Genomic DNA, 19,457 nt, shown 5'->3' with positions numbered 1-19,457 from the left:
AGATGGGAACTTTTCGCTGTATCTCCTTCGAAACAAATCATTTGATTTGGAAGGACCAGATGGCTAATATATTAATATCGGGAATTACCGATTTGGCATCATGCTTTCAGATCATCTATCCAACTTCCAGTGGGATAGTGATAATCAATATAGAAAGAGGCAAATGACATTGAGGCAGGAATTGGAACGCTTAAATGATGAACAAGCCGTTGAAATTTTTAAGGCATTGTCGAACCAGACGAGGGTGAGCATTCTTCAAATGTTAAAAGATCCCGACAGTCATTTTTCACCGCAAGCCCATATTATTGCTGATGAAGGATTTGAAGGCGGGGTTTGTGTAGGGGATATCCGAAGCAAGGCGGGGATTTCGCAATCCACTACTTCACAGTATTTATCGATTCTGCTGCAAAGCGGACTTGTTGAAATAAAGCGAATCGGACAATGGACGTATTATCGCCGTAATGAGGAGACGATTAAAAAGTTCGAAAAATACATTAGTACAAAAATTTAAGGAGAATTGAAGTGAGTTTATTACAGCATCGTGCATATAACAGGTTGTACCAAAAGGATAAAATGACGCTTGGTTTCGCGATTCCGACGGCAAGGATGTCCAAATATCCGATTATGGAAAATCAGCTGTCGCTTGCCCGCAAAATTGAAGACCATGGTTTCGCGGCATTGTGGCTTCGGGACGTTACGATTCAGAATTTGAATATTGATGATAATGGTCAAATGTATGATGTATGGATTTATTTGACTTATCTTGCGGCCCATACCAAGGATATTGCACTTGGGACGGCTAGTGTGGTCCTCCCTCTGCGCCATCCTGTCAGAGTTGCAAAGGAAGCATCATCTATTGACCGGTTGTTTCCCGAACGGCTGATCATGGGAGTGGCTTCAGGAGACCGGGATAAAGATTTCACAGCTTTGGGAATATCCAAACTCGAAAGTGGAGAGCTGTTTAAAAAGAATTATGCATTCCTTGAACGGCTGTTAAAGGAGGACAGGCCGACAATCAACAGCGATTTAGGCGTCATCGATGGAACGGATATGAGAATGATCCCCAAGCCTTTTTCTTCGATTCCGACCATGGTGACAGGATTCAGCAGTCAATCGATTGAATGGATCGCCCAGAATGGGGACGGCTGGATCCATTACCCGAGGATTATCCCACAACAGGCTCAATTGATTAACGAGTATCGCGAGTTGTCGGAAATTTACGCCCCAGGAGTGTTTAAACCTTTCACTCAGACTTTATTTATCGATTTATCGGAAAATCCCGATGCGGATCCTGTTCCGATTCCTTTAGGATTTCATGTAGGGCGTAAACAGTTATTAGAAATTTTATATCAATTTCAATCCATTGGTGTCAATCACCTGGCATTTGTATTGTATTTTTCAAAGCGCCCTCCCGAGGAAGTCATACAGGAGCTTGGAGAGTTTGTGCGGCCTTACTTTCCGACTCATGAAATTCCAGTATGAGATTAGTTTTTAATAAAATTAGATAAGGGAAGAAGATGAACTTTATGTCTAAACATGCAATTAAACTAAAAGAAATTCCATTCTCGGTGCTGGATCTTTCACCGATAACAGCCGGAAGTACTCCTGCTGATTCTTTTCGCCATACATTGGAACTCGCACAGCATGCTGAAAAACTTGATTACAACCGTTTTTGGCTCGCTGAACACCACAATATGCCGTTTATCGCCAGTTCCGCCACTTCTGTGGTGATGTCCCATGTGGCAGCCGGTACATCACAAATCCGGATTGGTTCAGGAGGAATCATGCTGCCGAATCACGCTCCGCTCGTCATCGCTGAGCAGTTTGGCACTCTTGAATCCTTATATCCTGGACGAATTGACCTTGGTTTGGGGCGGGCGCCCGGTACAGATCAGGGGACCGCTCGTGCATTGAGACGCAACTTGGGAAGTACCGGAGATGACTTTCCTGAGCAATTAGCGGAACTCCGCGGTTACTTTGATCCATCCTTGGCCCAAGGAAACCCTATAAAAGCGATTCCAGGTGAAGGTTTGAATATTCCAATCTGGCTGCTAGGTTCAAGCGGCTTCAGTGCGCAGCTGGCGGGAGAACTGGGTTTGCCATTCGCGTTTGCCGCCCATTTCTCGCCACTTAACACTCTGGGTGCTCTACAGATCTATCGCAAGGCGTTTAAGCCTTCGAATGTTCTTGATAAGCCGTATGTGATGGTGGCATTGAATATCATTGCAGCAGAAACGGATAAAGAGGCAAAACTCCTTTTCACAACCCTGCAGCAGCAATTTTTGAATCTGATGAGCGGCAACCTTACGCAGCTTCAACCACCGGTAGATGACATATCCGAAGTGGCCAGCAGCTACCAATTAAAGGCTCTCGAGCAGCAATTAGGCACATCGATTGTTGGCAGCCAGCAGACGATAAAGGACAAGCTGTATACATTTTTGAAGGAGAGCCAGGCTGATGAAATCATGGCTATTGCCCAAGTTTACGACCACAAAGCTCGCCTGCATTCATACGAGCTTCTGGCAGAAATTATAAAAAGCGAAAGGTAAAAAGGAAGACATCAGCAAGGCAACCTTCTTGATGATTTTTCTAAGGCATTGAATATGGATGAAACCGTGAGATCAGGTTATGAGGTTGTTTACAGGATTCCTTAATTAAAAAGATAAAAGTTGTTAGAATAGGAGAGAATGATATGAACTGCAAAATTAACCGAAATGCTGCTAAAGTGTTGAAACAAATGTTGGAAAGTGAAGAGGCTGAAGGAAAAATGGTTCGTGTCTACGTTACATTGGACCATGGGGACCATGCCCATTATGATGTAAAACTTGATACGCCCACGGACCATGATGAAATTGTGAAAACAGACAAAGGCATTGATGTTTTACTTGATAAAAGGGAACCGTTTTTAGATGGGGTTTGGATCAAGTATTTCTATGTGCCGCAAGCAGGATTTGAAATCACGAATTCTTCAAAAATACATCACCATCATTAAACACACGACAGTGCGATACTAATTGTTTTTACACTCCCAATATACTAAACACGGTAGATTGCTTTTATTTATTGGGGTAAATGAGAATAATACCAACGATGCTTTTACAAATTTAAGGGGGCTTATCATTATGAGCAAAAAATCGCTACACTAATAACAGACTTATTTGAAGATGTAGAATTCACAGAACCAGCACAAGCATTTAAAGATGCTGGTCATCAAGTGATCACAATCGACATACAAGCTGGAAAAGATATTACTGGTAAAAAAGGTGAAACAGTAAAAATAGATAAAGGAATTGGGGAAGTTAATCCTCAAGACTTTGATGCTTTACTAATCCCTGGCGGCTTCTCTCCTGATTTATTACGTGAAGATGACCGTTTTGGTGAATTCGCAAAAGCATTTATACAAGAAGGTAAACCTGTTTTTGCCATTTGCCATGGCCCACAAATATTAATTGATACAGACCTATTAAAAGGCGTTGACATAACAGGTTTCAAATCAATAAGGAACGATCTCAAAAATGCAGGTGCTAACTACAAAGATGAAGAAGTTGTAGTTAGCAATAATATTGTAACAAGCCGTTTTCCAGATGACATTCCTGCCTTTAATCGTGAATCCTTAAAATTATTACTCAAACTTCGCAGACTGAAATCGACAAATAAGCCTTGATATAGTTAGGCAGACCGTCAATCCATTGCTGTAGTTGACTTTTGATTATTTTTTGAATCGTTTTATTCGTCTTTTTTAAGGCATCTTCAAGAAGCTCGATTAATTGCTGTAATGCGACAGCCCAATCCAGTTCGTTCACTTCATCACATAGCTCATAAAAAATGCCACTTAGTGTTCGTTGATCGTTATGGCAACGATTCTGCCAGGACAAAACGATGTATCTCGAAAACACAATCGTTGTGTGGCTAATAAGTAAATCATATGACATGCCTTGAAATTCTTTTTGAAGGCGTAAGAGGGATTTAGTCGTCTTGAAAAAGACCTCAATATCCCAGCGCATACCATAAATACGGACGATTTCTTGTTCAGAAAGCGTACAATCCGTGCTGAGAATCGCAAGCCATTCGCTCTTTTTATTGCGGTTTTGAATAAATACGACTTTTACTTGAACGCCATTTGCCATGGTTATTTGAATCGATCGCATGATGCCTTTCTTGCCAGAAACAGGTGCGGCAACCTTATATAGTTCCTTCAGAGATAGCTTTTTATTGTTCACCAAATAGCGTGGGTTCGTTGCCTTTACCATGCCAATGACGTCAAGACCGAGTTCAACGATTGATTGGATAAGAGGTTGTTGCGTAAACCACGTATCCAGTAACACATAGTCAGCCGATACACCTGCTTGTAATGCTCGTTCAAGCATACCTGGGATGACGGTTGGAGCAGATTCTAATGCTTCGACACGACGTTTATAGCCAGAAGAACGCTTATCAATATTCTCAGAAATTCCGTTGATTTGCGCCTTTTTTGAACTTAGTAATGTGAAGTCTAGTGGCATAAATGTAAAGCCATCGGACCAACCCAATGTAAGCATGCGAAATCCTTTATAAAAGCGTTTTGTTAAGGAGGAATGATCCATACAACGCGCAAGAAGCTCCACCTTTTGAATGGCGTGCACACTTAAATACGTTAAAAAGCGACGCCATTCAAACTTGGAATGATTCAAGAAACGATAAACAGAATCTTTGGCAGGGTAACGGTCTCCCTTCTTTGAATTTAAAAGGGTGAACCAGCTCTTATGATGAAAGATTAAACAAAAAACAAGCTGAAACAAATAGGAAGTTGTAAAGCCAAACTTCTTCGTAATGCCAGCTTTACGATTTCTAATTCACGAAATACCGATTTTAATTCTTTTGGCAGTTGATTGTTTTGGTCATTATGCTCTATCATAATGGAAGCACCTCTTCTGTTTGGTAGTGTATTCTCGACAAATCCACTATACCAAAGAATGAGGTGTTTTTTGTATCTTAAAAAACTTTGTCAAGGTTTTTATTGAAATCATGAAGAACCTAATAGAGCCAACTATCGAATCTAATTATTTAGGTGCGAAGTTTGAGATATAATTAATCAGTACATAGATAGTTCATCACTTTCTAACAATGAAATAAAAACAGAAGTGAACTATATAAACAGTAATGAAAAGCAAGAAACATCTCTCGTAGTGGGGGCAGATATTGAACCGTCATCGACATTGTCTAGTGAGGAACTATTAGTTTCTTATATTTTGGATAATGATATTGAAAGTGTACAAATGATTATTAGTGATGGTGTTAATATCAATGCAGATATAAAAGATACACGACCTCTAATTGCTGCAGTTAGAGATGGGCATATAGAAATTGCTAGACTATTATTGGAAGCAGGAGCTGATCCGAATTTAACAGAATCAGCTGTTAACTATTCTACAATGGAAGCAGCATTCGATGTATATTCTGAAGGTGATGCGAAACCTGAACACTTTATCTATGAGCTATGTGAATTACTTTTAAATTATGGTGCATACCCAAACACAGAATTTGTAAATGGGAAAACTGTACTTGAAAATGCAATGGACAATGATTTTAGTAGTGTTGTTCACCTTCTACAAGAGTATGGTGCAGGTATATAATTAGACAAGATTAAATATTGAATAGGCTGTACCTATAGTATTGAACTAGGTTTAGTCTTTTTTTATAGGTTCTTATTGTTTTGTTAATAGATTTAATAGGATTACAGGATACTTTATTTGGAAATAAGTGATTGTAGTTAGTTAAAAATACATACATCCAAGTTTTTTTTGTTAGGGTTTAATACTTCATTTAGTGATAGTTGAGAGGAAAGTAATATGATAATTGAAGTGACTTAATTGTTCTATAGACTGTTAATTGTGATATAAAATGTAAATTATTAGTATTACATTTTCACATTAAGAGAATAAGAGTACAATAGGCATATATGTTTTGTAGAATTTGGAGGAAATATCATAATGAGTACAATTCAATTTCAAGATAAAATTGCTTTTATTTGGGCAAATGCTGATCTACTTCGTGGTGATTATAAGCAATCTGAATATGGTAAGGTGATCTTACCTTTAACTGTTATTCGTCGTATAGATGCGGTGTTAGAGCCTACAAAGGTTGCTGTTTTAAAGCAAATTGAAGAGTTAAAAGAAATGGGGATAGATGTTGAAGATGGGGAGTTTCTTCTTCAACAAGCAGCTGAACAACCGTTTTATAATACATCAAAATTCACTTTGAAAACACTTTTAGATGATCCGAGTAGTATAGAAGATAACTTTCGGGATTACTTGTATGGGTTTTCACAAAGTGTAAGAGATATTATAGAACATTTTGAGTTTGATAAGCAGATAAGTCGATTAGCTAAAGCGAATTTGCTGTATTTACTTGTGCAAAATTTTTCTACTGCTAGTCTCCATCCAAATGAAGTCACGAATGTAGAAATGGGCTACATCTTTGAAGAACTAATCCGCCGTTTTTCAGAACAGTCTAATGAAACAGCTGGGGAACACTTTACCCCACGTGAAGTAATAAAATTGATGGTTAACTTGCTATTTATTAATGGTACGGATGAATTGACTAAACCTGGTGTCATTCGTTCTATTTATGATCCTGCGTGTGGAACAGGAGGAATGTTGTCTGTTGCATCAGAATATATTCAACTTTTAAATGAAAAGGCACAATTATTAACATTTGGTCAAGAATTAAATCCCGAATCATATGCTATTTGTAAATCGGACATGTTATTGAAAAATGATAATCCCGACCAAATAAAGCTAGGAAACTCTTTTTCAGAAGATCAGTTACCTCATGAAACGTTTGATTTTATGCTTTCTAATCCACCTTTTGGAGTGGAATGGAAAAAGGTTCAAGATACTATAAAGTCTGAATATGAAACACTAGGATTTGAAGGCCGATTCGGAGCTGGTCTTCCTCGTGTGTCAGATGGTTCGCTTTTATTTTTACTTCATATGATGTCAAAAATGAAGCCGGAAGAAGATGGTGGTTCGCGTATTGCGATAGTTTTTAATGGTTCTCCGTTGTTCACGGGCGGTGCTGGAAGTGGTGAATCAGAAATTCGTAAATGGATTATTGAAAATGATCAACTAGAAGCAATTATAGCTCTTCCAGATAATCTATTTTATAATACAGGAATTTCAACTTACATTTGGATTGTAACTAATAAAAAGAGTGGAAATAGAAAAGGCAAGGTACAACTTATTAATGCAACTCATTTATTTCAAAAAATGCGAAAATCACTCGGTCAAAAGCGTAATGAACTATCGGATCAACATATAGGTGAGATTACAAAATTGTATGGTGACTTTGAAGAGGGAAAATATGTAAAGGTTTTTGATAATGAGGACTTTGGATACAGACGTGTAACGGTAGAGCGTCCACTAAAATTAAAGTTTACAGTCACACAGGAGAAACTTCGAGAATTGGAAGTTCATACGGCATTTATCAGTTTGGCAACTTCAAAGAAAAAAGGAGATGTCGCGGCAAAAGAAGTAGAAAATGGGAAGAAGCTACAAAGTCAACTTAAGGAACTTCTTTTAACATTTGAGGGCGATGTGTTTCTGAGCCGTGATGATTTTCTAATGCGATTGAAAAAGAAAGCAAAGGATAATGATATAAAGTTGAGTGCTTCGATTGTAAAAGCCTTAATCTCGTCATTTGGTGAAGAAGATGATAATGCAGAACCATGTATTGATACTAAAGGAAATGTAGAGCCTAATTCAGATTTACGTGACTATGAAAATGTTTCATTGAAAGAAGACATTGATCATTATTTTGAACATGAGGTAAAACCATTTGTAAACGATGCATGGATTGACCATGAAAAAACAATTGTCGGATATGAAATACCTTTTACAAGGCATTTTTATGAGTATTCAAAGATAAAGAGCCCTGACGAATTATCTAAACAAATAAGTACTCTTGAAAAAGAAATACAAAATTTAATGGGGGACTTATTTTTATGAGCTTTTCAAATCACCCATATAAGTCAGATACACGATGTCAATGGTTAGGGGAGGTACCTAACCATTGGAGCTTGTTTAAAATAGGTCAGTTATTTGAATTTAGAAATGAAAAGGTAAATGATATTGATTATATTCCTTTATCTATTACAAAAGCTGGAGTAGTACCACAACTGGAAAATGTAGCAAAGACAATTCATAATGATAACCGAAAAAAGGTGTTAACTGGAGATATTGTTATCAATAGTCGATCTGATCGAAGGGGATCAAGTGGACTTTCTCCCCTAGATGGTTCCTGTTCAGTTATTAATCATGTTTTGGCACCAAGAGTAGAATTGGATGGGAAATATATGCATTATTTATTTAAAAGTATTCCCTTTTGTGATGAATACTATAGATGGGGAACTGGAATAGTAGCAGATTTATGGTCTACTCAAAAAGAAAGAATGAGTCAAATACAGATACCTTTTCCTCCTATTAATGAACAAAAGAAGATAGCCAATTTCTTAGACTCCAAAAGTGAAACTATTACTCACCTAAAAGCCAAGGCAGAAGAAAAACTACAAAAACTAAAAGAATATAGGTCATCACTTATAACTCTAGCAGTCACAAAAGGGCTTAACCCCAACGTTCCTATGAAGGACTCGGGAATTAAGTGGCTGGGAAATGTCCCTGAAAATTGGGGAATTAAGCCACTGAAATTTATAACCAACAATTATTCAGGTGGTACCCCTTCAAAAGATAATGTAGATTTTTGGACAAATGGAACAATACCTTGGGTGTCAGCAAAAGATATGAAAACATTTTATATAGATCAAACTCAATACTATATTACTGAAGATGCGATAAAAAGTAGTGCGACTAAACTTGTGTTTAAAAAAAGTATATTAATGGTTGTAAGGTCAGGCATCTTAAAAAGAACTGTACCAATTGCGGTAAATAATGTTCCAGTAACAATTAATCAGGATATAAAAGTTTATGAAATACTAAGTAATAATATAGATAGTGAGTTTGTAGCAAATTATTTAGTTGGAAGAGAAAAGGATATATTATTTAATGCAAATTCACTTGGGGCAACTGTAGACAGCCTTGATTCAGAATTATTAGGGAAATTTCCTATTTTGTTACCACCTCTTAAAGAGCAGTTGGAGATTAATAAATATATTTGTGAAAAAAGGAATATGTTTGATAAATTAATTGCCTCTTTGAATCAAGAAATTCAAAAACTAGATGAATACCGTTCTTCTCTAATTGCAGCAGCAGTTACAGGTCAAATTGATATGAACTCTCAAGCGAGTCTAACAGAGCTAAACGAAAATTAAACCGAATAATACTTTCTTTCAAGGGGGAGATGGGATGGCTATTGATCGTTCAGAGAAAGCTTTAGAATCTTTGATTGAAGCAGAAATGTTAGGAATGGGGTATGTCAAAGGTCATATGTACAATAGAGATACGTGCATAGATCAAGAAAGTTTAATAGAGTTCATAAGAGACTCTCAACCTATAGCATGGCAAAACCTCGAGAAGCATTTTAAGTCGGAAACTCCTAATCAAATTTTCGCACGTTTAACAAAAGAGCTTGAATTGCGTGGTACGCTAGAAGTCTTACGTAAAGGAATAGATTTATTTGGCACTCAGATTAAGTTGGCATATTTTAAACCTGAGCATCGTTTATCCGACCAGGCTATTGAGAGATATAAAGCCAATCGTTTAACAGTTTCTAGACAAGTATATTATTCCAATCAACATCAAAACTCGCTGGATATCGTACTGGGTCTAAATGGTATTCCAATTGTCACTATGGAACTTAAAAATCAACCAACTGGTCAAAATGTGAATCATGCAAAGAGGCAGTATAAGAGAGATCGTGATCCACGTGAGACGATGTTTAAGTTTTTAAAGCATCCAATTCGTACGCTTGTTCATTTTGCAGTTGATGCTGACCTTGTCTATATGACAACACGTTTAGCTGGAGAATCAACTTATTTTTTACCTTTTAACAGAGGAAAAAACGGTGGTGCAGGAAATCCTACTATTGACGGTTTTCGTACTTCATACTTATGGCGAGAGGTACTAACACCGGATTCCTTGCTCGATATTTTACAGCGTTTTATGCATTTACAAGTGGAAGAGAAGAGTGGAAAACGAAAAGAGACGATGATATTTCCAAGGTATCATCAGCTAAATGCCGTAAGGAAGCTTATTCTTGATGTTAAAGAAAATGGAGCTGGTGAATCATACCTAATCCAACATTCAGCTGGTTCAGGAAAGTCAAACACAATTGCTTGGTTATCTCATAGATTGAGTGGATTACATAAGGATGATGAGCCTGTTTTCCACTCAACTATAGTTATCACGGATCGCGTGGTGCTTGACCGTCAACTACAAGGAACAATCTCACAGTTTGAACAAACATTAGGTGTAGTTCAAAAGATTGATGATAGCTCTTCACAATTAGCTGATGCTATACAAACCGGTAAAAAGATAATAATCACAACACTACAAAAATTTCCCTTTATTTTAGATAAGATTGAGCAACAAGAAGGTAAGCGATTTGCGGTCATTATGGATGAAGCTCATTCTTCTCAATCAGGGGAAACAGCTCAAAAGGTGCGAGAAGCACTACGTGACTACACAGTTGAAGAGAGGAAAGGTATTGAATCCGAACTATTCGAAACTTCAACAGATAGTGAAGCTGAATTGATCAAGGAGGTTTCTAAGCGGGGTAAACCATCTAACATTAGTTTTTTTGCTTTTACTGCTACTCCGAAGGCCAAAACACTTGAAATGTTTGGAACTTATGAAGGAGACTTGCCTCGCCCTTTTCATTTATACACAATGCGTCAAGCTATTGAAGAGGGCTTTATAGAAGATGTACTAGCTAACTATATGACCTATAAAATGTATTACAAATTATCCAAAGCAATTGAAGATGACCCGGAAGTTGATCAGAAAAAAGCTAAAAAGGCATTAACAAGATACATGGCACTTCACCCTTATAATGCTGCACAGAAAGCAGATATCATTGTTGAACATTATAAAACTTCAGTACGTCATAAGATAGGAGGAGAAGCAAAGGCGATGATTGTAACGGGTAGTCGCCAACAAGCTCTACTGTTTTATAGAGCTGTACAGCGAACAATAAAGGAAAAGGGTTATCCTTTCGGTGCAGTTGTTGCTTTTTCAGGTTCCTTGTATGATGATGTATCAGATGGTGATGTCACAGAGGTACAACTAAATGGCTTTGCAGAAAGTGAATTGCCAAAACAGTTCGCAACCTCAAGATATCATTTCTTAATTGTTGCGGATAAGTATCAGACAGGATTTGATCAGCCTTTATTGCATACGATGTATGTTGATAAAAAGCTTTCTGGAATTCAAGCAGTTCAAACATTATCTAGGTTAAATCGGACTCATAGAGCAAAACAAGACACCTTTGTACTTGATTTTGTTAATGAAGCTGAAGACATATATGCATCATTTAAACCTTATTATGAAGCAACAAACCTTTCTGATATAACAGATTTGAACTTAATATATGACTTAAAAAATCGTGTATATGGTTATCAGGTTTTTACTCAATCTGAAGTAGATGAATATGCAGAGGTATTTTTCCGTCCTCAGCAGCGGCAACGAAAAGGTGAATTGGCAGAATTACATCGAATTGTAGATCGTGCTGTTGATCGATATAACAGTATTCCAGAAACAGAACAAGCTGAATGTAAAAGTGCATTGAGTAAATATATCCGTTCGTACTCATATATTAGTCAAATTGCTCCTTTTACTGATGCAGGCCTTCATAAGCTCTTTGTATATGTCCAAATGCTTGCAAAGAAGTTACCAAATACAAGTACAGGTGGCTTACAGCTTGATGATGAAGTGCAGTTGACTTACTATCGCTTAGAAAAGACTTTTGAAGGTGAAATTGATCTTTCAGATGGAGAAGCAGAAAATCTGGCTGGTTTAACAGATAGTGGTACAGTTGGAATGAAAGAAGAGGAAAAGGATCGACTTAGTATTATACTCGACCTTGTCAACGAGCGCTTTGGAACAGACTTTAAATCAACTGATCGTGTATTCTTTGAGCAAGCAAAGGAAGAAATGCTTGGAGATGAAATCACTATACATCAAGCTAAAAATAGTTCACGTGAAAACTTTGTTAGATCAAAGTCACCCCAGGCACTTAAAAGTTTCATGACGACGAAAAATTCAAATGAGCAATTGTTTAGACGTTTGTTTACAGATAAAGATTTTCAAGAGACAGTGTTACATACGTTCTTGAATGATGTGTATGAAGCAGCACAGGATGTTGAGTTAAGAGACTAAAACATGAAATGAAATCATTTGCTCTAAAATTATTCTAAGGAACTAAGTAATTGACTATTATATATAAAGGAGTTCTTTTTTATGGAGGTTACTATGGCTAAAAATATTGCTGTTTCAGCTATAAAATGTAAGCAGAATAATCAATCCTTTTATACTACGGTTATGAGTAGTAAGGATTTGAAGGAAGTTTGCTTCATTTCTAGAAGAAATGAAGATGGAGATAAGGGTTTCCAAAGATTATTAAACAAAAGTAGAGCAAAAGATATTGCAAAATATCTTGATGAGAGGAAAGGAGTTATACCCTCATCAATTATTTTGAGTGCTCAGAGTAATGTAAAGATAACATTTGATGATGATGCATCTGAACTAATTTTTCCTAGAGTGAAAGACAGTTTCTTGGTGATTGATGGGCAACATCGCCTATTTGGTTTGTTCGAGTCTAAAAATGATTATAAAATACCTGTAATTATATTTAACAATCTAAAATCTTCTGAAGAGGTAAGTCTGTTTATTGACATTAATACAACACAAAAAGGAGTTCCCTCTGCCTTACTATTAGATATAAAACAACTTGCGGGAAGAGAAACAAAGATTGAAGAAATGCAAAGGGAGCTTTTTGACATGTTAAATGAGCAACCATCTCCTATGACTGGCTTACTATCAGCTTCAAAAAGTGCAGCAGGTAAAATATCAAGGACTGCTTTTAATGATGCTACAGAGGTAATTTTTAAGGCTGGCCCACTATCCGAACAGAGAGATATTCATATTGTCTTTAAAGGAGTAAAGAACTATTTAGCAGCAATAGAATATGTTTTTAAAGTCAGTAAAGCGGAAGGAGCTAAATTAACAAAAGCTATAATTTTCAAAGCAGTTTTTGAGATCTTTAATGAAGTATTAAATCGTAGCTTACAGGAAAAAGGTGATGTTAAAGTTGAATCTCTCAGAGAGATACTGGAGCCTTTAGCTGTTTTAGAATACGATAATTATACTGGTTCAAATAAGGCTACTTTGAACAGAGTTATTAGTGATATGCGTTATGAATTGAACAAATATAGGGAAAGTCTAAGTGAGGATATGTTCTAATGTTGGTATTTGGGGATAGGTATAATTTGGTAAGGGATAACTATATTTTTCCCTTATTAAATTATAAGGTTGAATTGGACAAACTGGAATTTAACAATCTTAAGTATGCGTTGAAAAACAAAATAAAGGGGCTAAAATCTATTGAAGATAAAAAATATGAAATAACGTTCAATAGAGATGACTTATTAAAAGCTTTACTAGGGGAAATAGATTACTTTTATACTAGAGCCCTTGTACAATATGTTAATATTTTAAAATCAAAAGATGCCTTATCTTCTTGTTGGGGAGTTGTGACACAATATTATTTTAGTTTCTTCACTATAAATACCTTACTAAGGATGGCTCATAGAGGTAATACTTTTTTAAACTCTGAAGATTGTAAGGTTATATCGGACATTCTTACAGCACTTTATGGAGAATTAATAAAAGTACCAAAGGGTAATTATGTATTTCATATTAAAGAATATGATGATTCAACCGATTTATGTCTAGTATTAAAAAAGACAGATAGTGGAACACATGAACAGACATGGTCAACACTGGAAACCTTCTTGGAAGAGTTGTTAAAAAATAAAACAAAAGATGATGAATATGCTTTTTTAAAAATCATTAAGCAAATTTCTGATCAATATAATGTCAATTTTCCTTCTTCAATAAGAAATGAAGTAAATTATAAACCTCAATATGGGTATAAAAGTATCAAAAATGAGATAAGAAATTTTGTACCCGATATGAATCTGGAAGTAATCGTCAAGGAAATATTAAAATTTGTACCTAGCAATGATGAAGATTATAAAATAAAAATGTCAGCTTTATATGGTAACTTCTTCTTTATATATTCTTCTAAATTATTGAATGAATACTTATCGAGAGGGAATTTCTCGAAAAAAACCCAGAAGGTCAAAGTTAAATATATTAATAAATTCGGCATTGATTTTCCTATATTTCCAGATGCGATCTAGACAGTATTTCACTTTAATGTGGACATAAATATATATCAACTCAGCGCTTATATACGATTTAATAGATGTAATCTGTTCTAAAAGGGGACAGGCTCCATTTAATGGTAATAAATAGCTAAGGTGTGGGAGGTATTTATTACTATAATGGAGTCTGGGTTGGACAATAGAGATGTAAAGCGTTATGTATACTCTAAAATTAATCAATTATATGAAGATGAGAGAGAAGTACTACGTAGAATAAAAGGTAAGTACTCTAGTCTAGAAGTAGAAAACATTGAATTAGATAAAGAGATATACAATGTAGAACAAAAATTAACTGTTCTGTATCAAAGGAATGAATCGTTAGATATTGAAGATCCAGAGCAAAATGAAATTGAAAAGCAAATTAAGAAGCACAAGTTTCGAATTGAGAGGTTACAAGATAATAAGGCCGAAGCGAGATACCTAATGATAGAATGTACATATGATTTAGACGATCAGAAACAAATCATTCGAGATTTTAAAAAATTACTCCAGCTCATACGAAATATGTGACATCTTTTGGATTGGTAACACTCAGTAATATTAAATGTGCGGAGAAAATTGGCTAAAATGGTCACCTACTAGGGAAGGTGAAAGATTAAATTAGTTATTTTTTTAAGAGAGTAAAGGCCTCAATACTTTCATAGTTATTATTGGATATATGAGAATGGAAGGGTAGAGGTCTATTTGACTTTTACCCTTTAGCAATATTAGTTTACCCTATCCAACGTTACGGTGAACCGTATCACAAATCAAAAGAGTTAAGTAGGGCTTCTAAAGCCTTACTTTAACTCTTGTTTATTTACCAAAAACCCCTTGATCCACCCCGTCTAAACACCTAAACTAAAAGTAACAGTTTAATGGAAAAAGGTGGAGTGGTAGATTATATGGGAAATCGATTACTAGTAAACTCGAAAAACACGAATCTTCTACATGAGCTTGTGACTTCTTTGAAGGAGTGCAAGAGCTTTTATTTTAGCGTGGCCTTTATTAATTTTAGCGGGCTTCAGCTGCTTTTAGACCCTTTGAAGGAAGCGGCTAGTCGCGGTGTGGAAGGGCGTATTATTACATCGACGTATCTGAATTTTACGGAAGTGAAGGCGTTAGAGAAGATTAAAAGCTTTGATAATATTGATCTTAAGGTATTCAGCGCGGTAGAAGAAAAAGGTTTTCATACGAAGGTTTATATCTTTGAATATGAGAACGACTATAAAGTAATTATTGGTTCTGCGAATATGACGCAAAGCGCGTTGAAAAGTAATATTGAGTGGAATGTAGAGGTTGTGTCAAAGAGCGAGATGCCTTTCATTCAGGATGTTCTAAAGGAATACGAGCACTTGTGGGATATTAGTAACGACGCAACAAGCGAATTTCTAGAGGAGTACGGGAAGTTTTTGGCTGCGTTAAAGGAATCAGCTTACAAACCTCAAATGATTTTTGAAAAGGGTGAGTACATCAAGCCAAATAAGATGCAGCAGCGCGCAATGGAAAATCTAGAACGCCTGCGCAGTTTTGGTGAAACGAAAGCTCTAGTTATTGCGGCAACGGGTACAGGTAAGACATATATGTCGGCATTTGACGTGCAAAAAGTGAAACCAAAGCGCCTTTTATTTATTGTGCACCGAGAAGAGATCCTTCAAAAAGCAAAAGAAACGTTTGAAACACTGTTTGTGAACGAGGGAGTGACGTTTGGCTTGTTGACGGGAAGTTCAAAAGATCAAGAAGCAGACTACTTGTTTGCGACGATTCAAATGTTAACAAAGTACTATAGTGAGTTCGAGCGAGATTCGTTTGACTATATTATTTATGATGAAGCTCACCATGCGACAAGTCCTTCTTATCAGCGAGTGATGGAATATTTCACGCCAGCATTTACCCTAGGCATGACGGCAACACCGGAGCGAAGCGACAGCATGAATGTATTTGATTTGTTTGATAACAACGTAGGCATTGAAGTTCGTCTTCACGAAGCGCTAGAAGATCAGTTAGTCGTACCGTTTCACTACTTTGGTATTACTGATATTGAAGATGTTGATTTAAGCGGTATTGACATTGATGATATAGCTGAGGTAACCAAACGGTTAAAAGTAAATGAGCGCGTCGACTTTATTATTGAAAAGATGGAGTTTTATGGTCACGATGGCTTAACGCGTAAAACGCTTGGCTTTTGCGCTAGCATTGAACACGCTGAGTATATGGCAGAAGAGTTTAATAAGCGCGGCTACAAAAGTGAAGTGTTACATGGCGGCCATTCCATTCCCCAGCGTCAAGAGTGTATTAAGCGATTAGAAGATGATAGAGATGAATTAGAAGTCATTTTTTCAGTGGATATTTTCAATGAAGGTGTGGACATTCCGTCGGTGAATTCTGTATTAATGCTTCGTCCAACGAATTCACCAATTGTATTCATCCAGCAGCTGGGGCGCGGTTTGCGCAAGCACGCCAGCAAATCATTCTTAACAGTACTTGATTTTATCGGAAATCACAGCAAGGTCTTTTTAATTGCGCTCGCTCTAAACGGCAGCCGCTATTACGATAAGGAAAGCTTAAAGGTAGGCATCGCAAAGGGATTTCCAAGCATTTGTGACCGTCAAGTAGAATGAAACAATTTTTGCTCGTTATTTTGAAACACTTTGTTCCCCAAATATGGTAGAACGATGCTTCATACGATAACTATCTTCATTTAAATGAATGATTTCTACTCGGTGAAGAATCCTATCTAGAATTGCTGTTGTTATAGCTTGATCACCCAATAATTCTCCCCATTCTTTTGGTGCCTTATTAGAGGTCAAGATAATGGAAGACTGATTATACAAGTCATTAATTAAATGAAAGAACATATTAGCTTCTTGTTGATCCATTGCCATAAACATTAAGTCATCTATTATGACTAAATCAGCCTCTCTAATTCTTTTCATTCTTGCTTTTGACTTTCGTGTGATTTCTTCTGTTTTCAGGTTATGAATTAAATCTCCCATTGATGTGAATATCGCTTTATACCCTTGGTTAATAGCCTCTATTCCTAGGCCTACGGCCAGGTGAGTTTTACCTACACCTGGTGGCCCTAATAAAATCAAATTGTACAGCTGTTCTATCCAAGTTAAATCTTTTAATCTATTTAGTTGTTTGTTGCTTAAAGACTTTTGTTCTTTTAAATTAAACTCCTCAAGTGTTTTGCTGAAAGGAAAAGTTGCCCACTTTAATCGGTTGTTTAGTTGCTTTTCTTCTCTTCGAGTTTGCTCATAAGAAGTGACATCTAACAGGAATTGAGTAAATGAAAGGTCTTTTTGCTCAGCTTCTCTGATCAAATGGGGGAGATGCTTGGCAGTTTCAACGAGTCTTAACCCTTTCATTATGTCTTGTAATTGTTGGATTTGGCTCATCGCTATTCAACCTCCATTAAAACCGTGTAAGTATCTACTTTTCTTTTGTATGCTTCTGTTTCTAAAACCCATTCTGATAGCCTGTTCAAAGTCTTAACTTCTTTCTTTTTATCAATAACTGTTTCATGTACCTGGCGCTGACGTTTCACATATGCAATGATATCGCCAAAATCAGTTGCACTGTATAATTTCCTTTTTAAACACTCTGCTAACGCTTTAGTCCGTACTTCGTTATCGATACCTTTTGTTTCGCGCAAGATGATTTGCAACTGGTCTTTAATGTAACGAGGATTTTTTTCCCTAACCTTCTCTAAATATTTAAAGGCTAGTTCTTTATCTTCAAATCTCTCAGCCACTGTATTAATGAATGCTCCAACACCTTTTGTACGATCCCTACTATGTTTTTTATCTTTTATTAACATCCCTTTCCCTTCGGGAATTGAATGTTTTGCAATAATTTCGCCAGTATCAGGTATATAAATAACTAATTCTTTAGTCTCCGTTTCCTTGATACATACTTTTTCATATTTGTTATAAGTTCCAAGTGGAAGAGAGTACCGATTAGATTGGTAACGAATAGTATTGTCCTTATGAACACATCTTGCTATACTTATCTCATAGTTATTTTGAATATCTATATTTTGGGAGACTGGTTTTAAGTGTTGCTTTTCCAGGAGGAACACTTCGAATGGTCTCTTTTTTGTTGTATTGTGTATTTTATAGTTACCCGTTCTGTTCAGCCATTCCCATCCTTGCTCATTCCAAGAGTCGATGTTATGAAACACTCTATGTTTGGCATAGTTTTGTTTGATAAATCCAACTACATTTTCTATTCTTCCCTTACTCTCAGGGTCAGCTTTTCTACAAACCCGAAGGTTTATTCCTCTGGATTCTCTATACTGCTGAAATTCTTTAGTTAAAATTAGATCTCCACCATTTTCGCTAACAACAATTAAACTATCTTGGTCATAAACGATCTCATTGGTCATTCCTCCATACCATTTAAACGCGTTCTCATGGGCTTGTATAACATCCCGTGTTGTAAATGGTCTATCCAACCACTCTTTATACTTTTGTCTAGAATGTGATAAGACAAAAGCTATAAAGTTGAGTTTGGCTTCCTTATTATCAACAGTTTTTTGTCTCGTATGACCAAAATCTACTTGCATTTGTTCTCCCATTGGGGGATCAGGAATTGCCTCATACATTCGAGGAGATGTTTCCTTATTTATTTTGTATTCTTCTCTTAATGCTTTTACATATGTTCTTACTGTACTTTCTCCAACAGTTAGATCTTTATATTTCTCTAAAAGCCAATCATAAACTTGTGCTGCTGACATATCCGGATGCATTCTCAACCAAGATAAAATCAGTTCTTTATATGGATCTAATTTTTTCTTTTTATACTGAAGAGAATCAACCCATTCCGCCATCTCCGAAGGAGATCTCTTTAAGTGCCTGTAAACAGTTGTTCGAGAAACCCCTAACTTTTCAGCTATCTTTGTCTGACTAAATCCTTGCTTTAATAATTGCTTTATCTCCATGTACATTTCCCACTTATCCACCTTCGCTAACCTCCACTGCAAGTATGAACTATGATCATTTTACAGTGATAGGTTGATATTTTTTGCTGGTATATTTGGGTAAATAAGCGTTTCATCTTATCAAGCAAAAACTGTACACTTTATTCTAGCAGTCAC

15 protein-coding genes and 1 pseudogene are annotated in these 19,457 nt (G+C 36.4%); 13 read left to right on the top strand and 3 right to left on the bottom strand.

What is annotated here, in order from left to right; all coding sequences use genetic code 11:
- Window positions 1-259 precede the first annotated feature (259 nt).
- The 5 genes from A2U94_RS16405 to yraA all read left to right on the top strand — a co-directional run bounded on the left by A2U94_RS16405 (window position 260) and on the right by yraA (window position 3,664).
- Window positions 260-511 carry an ArsR/SmtB family transcription factor gene (locus A2U94_RS16405; RefSeq protein WP_390894727.1) on the top strand — a complete coding sequence of 84 codons (252 nt, stop codon included), beginning with the start codon at window positions 260-262 and terminating at the stop codon, window positions 509-511.
- An 11-nt stretch (window positions 512-522) separates the two neighbouring features.
- Window positions 523-1,482, top strand: a complete 960-nt coding sequence (locus A2U94_RS16400) for a TIGR03571 family LLM class oxidoreductase (RefSeq protein WP_025908315.1) — start codon at window positions 523-525, stop codon at window positions 1,480-1,482.
- 44 nt (window positions 1,483-1,526) lie between these two features.
- Window positions 1,527-2,549 (top strand): LLM class flavin-dependent oxidoreductase, encoded by a 1,023-nt coding sequence (locus A2U94_RS16395; protein ID WP_025908316.1) that lies wholly within the window; start codon window positions 1,527-1,529, stop codon window positions 2,547-2,549.
- 143 nt (window positions 2,550-2,692) lie between these two features.
- The gene (locus tag A2U94_RS16390; protein ID WP_025908317.1) at window positions 2,693-2,992 is read left to right on the top strand and encodes an iron-sulfur cluster assembly accessory protein; all 300 of its coding nucleotides are present in this window, start codon (window positions 2,693-2,695) and stop codon (window positions 2,990-2,992) included.
- 141 nt (window positions 2,993-3,133) lie between these two features.
- The gene (gene yraA / locus A2U94_RS16385; RefSeq protein ID WP_035320157.1) at window positions 3,134-3,664 is read left to right on the top strand and encodes a cysteine protease YraA; all 531 of its coding nucleotides are present in this window, start codon (window positions 3,134-3,136) and stop codon (window positions 3,662-3,664) included.
- On the opposite strand, the pseudogene A2U94_RS16380 reads toward yraA, so the two are convergent.
- Window positions 3,627-4,894, bottom strand: a pseudogene (locus A2U94_RS16380) (IS4 family transposase). The gene yraA and the pseudogene A2U94_RS16380 overlap by 38 nt on opposite strands.
- Before the next feature lie 226 nt (window positions 4,895-5,120).
- Between A2U94_RS16380 and A2U94_RS16375 the strand changes: the two are divergent.
- From A2U94_RS16375 to A2U94_RS16340, 8 genes are all read left to right on the top strand, one after another.
- A complete protein-coding gene (locus A2U94_RS16375; RefSeq protein ID WP_160169861.1) occupies window positions 5,121-5,612 on the top strand; it encodes an ankyrin repeat domain-containing protein in 492 nt (163 codons plus the stop codon).
- Window positions 5,613-5,969: 357 nt separating this feature from the next.
- The gene (locus A2U94_RS16370) at window positions 5,970-7,985 is read left to right on the top strand and encodes a type I restriction-modification system subunit M (RefSeq protein WP_025908320.1); all 2,016 of its coding nucleotides are present in this window, start codon (window positions 5,970-5,972) and stop codon (window positions 7,983-7,985) included.
- Window positions 7,982-9,304, top strand: coding sequence for a restriction endonuclease subunit S (locus A2U94_RS16365; RefSeq protein ID WP_025908321.1), 1,323 nt, complete (start codon window positions 7,982-7,984; stop codon window positions 9,302-9,304). Before A2U94_RS16370 ends, A2U94_RS16365 begins: the two co-directional genes overlap by 4 nt.
- A gap of 34 nt (window positions 9,305-9,338) precedes the next feature.
- Window positions 9,339-12,308: a type I restriction endonuclease subunit R gene (locus A2U94_RS16360; RefSeq protein WP_025908322.1), complete on the top strand. Its 2,970-nt coding sequence runs from the start codon at window positions 9,339-9,341 to the stop codon at window positions 12,306-12,308.
- A 93-nt stretch (window positions 12,309-12,401) separates the two neighbouring features.
- Complete coding sequence (locus A2U94_RS16355; RefSeq protein ID WP_025908214.1) at window positions 12,402-13,391, top strand: DGQHR domain-containing protein; 990 nt, start codon at window positions 12,402-12,404, stop codon at window positions 13,389-13,391.
- Window positions 13,391-14,353 carry a hypothetical protein gene (locus A2U94_RS16350; protein ID WP_025908215.1) on the top strand — a complete coding sequence of 321 codons (963 nt, stop codon included), beginning with the start codon at window positions 13,391-13,393 and terminating at the stop codon, window positions 14,351-14,353. The genes A2U94_RS16355 and A2U94_RS16350 overlap by 1 nt, the downstream gene beginning before the upstream one ends.
- A gap of 156 nt (window positions 14,354-14,509) precedes the next feature.
- Window positions 14,510-14,887: a hypothetical protein gene (locus A2U94_RS16345; protein WP_197473413.1), complete on the top strand. Its 378-nt coding sequence runs from the start codon at window positions 14,510-14,512 to the stop codon at window positions 14,885-14,887.
- A 374-nt stretch (window positions 14,888-15,261) separates the two neighbouring features.
- Window positions 15,262-16,977 carry a DEAD/DEAH box helicase family protein gene (locus A2U94_RS16340; protein WP_025908217.1) on the top strand — a complete coding sequence of 572 codons (1,716 nt, stop codon included), beginning with the start codon at window positions 15,262-15,264 and terminating at the stop codon, window positions 16,975-16,977.
- Window positions 16,978-16,992: 15 nt separating this feature from the next.
- Here the strand turns inward: A2U94_RS16340 and istB are convergent, their stop codons facing one another.
- The gene (istB, locus tag A2U94_RS16335; protein WP_025909801.1) at window positions 16,993-17,757 is read right to left on the bottom strand and encodes an IS21-like element helper ATPase IstB; all 765 of its coding nucleotides are present in this window, start codon (window positions 17,755-17,757) and stop codon (window positions 16,993-16,995) included.
- A 2-nt stretch (window positions 17,758-17,759) separates the two neighbouring features.
- Window positions 17,760-19,322: an IS21 family transposase gene (istA, locus tag A2U94_RS16330; protein ID WP_025909802.1), complete on the bottom strand. Its 1,563-nt coding sequence runs from the start codon at window positions 19,320-19,322 to the stop codon at window positions 17,760-17,762.
- Window positions 19,323-19,457 lie beyond the last annotated feature (135 nt).

The sequence above is a fragment of the Bacillus sp. VT 712 genome (assembly GCF_001614195.1).
GTDB classification, from domain to species: domain Bacteria; phylum Bacillota; class Bacilli; order Bacillales; family Bacillaceae_H; genus Priestia; species Priestia flexa.
The sequence above is the reverse complement of the archived record's forward strand: the minus strand, read 5'-3'. Positions and strand labels throughout refer to the sequence as shown.

Coding starts and splice junctions, on each gene's coding strand:
- A2U94_RS16360 (WP_025908322.1), top strand. CDS start 9,339: ATGGCTATTGATCGTTCAGAGAAAGCTTTAGAATCTTTGATTGAAGCA.
- A2U94_RS16405 (WP_390894727.1), top strand. CDS start 260: ATGTTAAAAGATCCCGACAGTCATTTTTCACCGCAAGCCCATATTATT.
- A2U94_RS16365 (WP_025908321.1), top strand. CDS start 7,982: ATGAGCTTTTCAAATCACCCATATAAGTCAGATACACGATGTCAATGG.
- A2U94_RS16390 (WP_025908317.1), top strand. CDS start 2,693: ATGAACTGCAAAATTAACCGAAATGCTGCTAAAGTGTTGAAACAAATG.
- A2U94_RS16340 (WP_025908217.1), top strand. CDS start 15,262: ATGGGAAATCGATTACTAGTAAACTCGAAAAACACGAATCTTCTACAT.
- A2U94_RS16370 (WP_025908320.1), top strand. CDS start 5,970: ATGAGTACAATTCAATTTCAAGATAAAATTGCTTTTATTTGGGCAAAT.
- istB (WP_025909801.1), bottom strand. CDS start 17,757: ATGAGCCAAATCCAACAATTACAAGACATAATGAAAGGGTTAAGACTC.
- A2U94_RS16350 (WP_025908215.1), top strand. CDS start 13,391: ATGTTGGTATTTGGGGATAGGTATAATTTGGTAAGGGATAACTATATT.
- A2U94_RS16395 (WP_025908316.1), top strand. CDS start 1,527: ATGTCTAAACATGCAATTAAACTAAAAGAAATTCCATTCTCGGTGCTG.
- A2U94_RS16355 (WP_025908214.1), top strand. CDS start 12,402: ATGGCTAAAAATATTGCTGTTTCAGCTATAAAATGTAAGCAGAATAAT.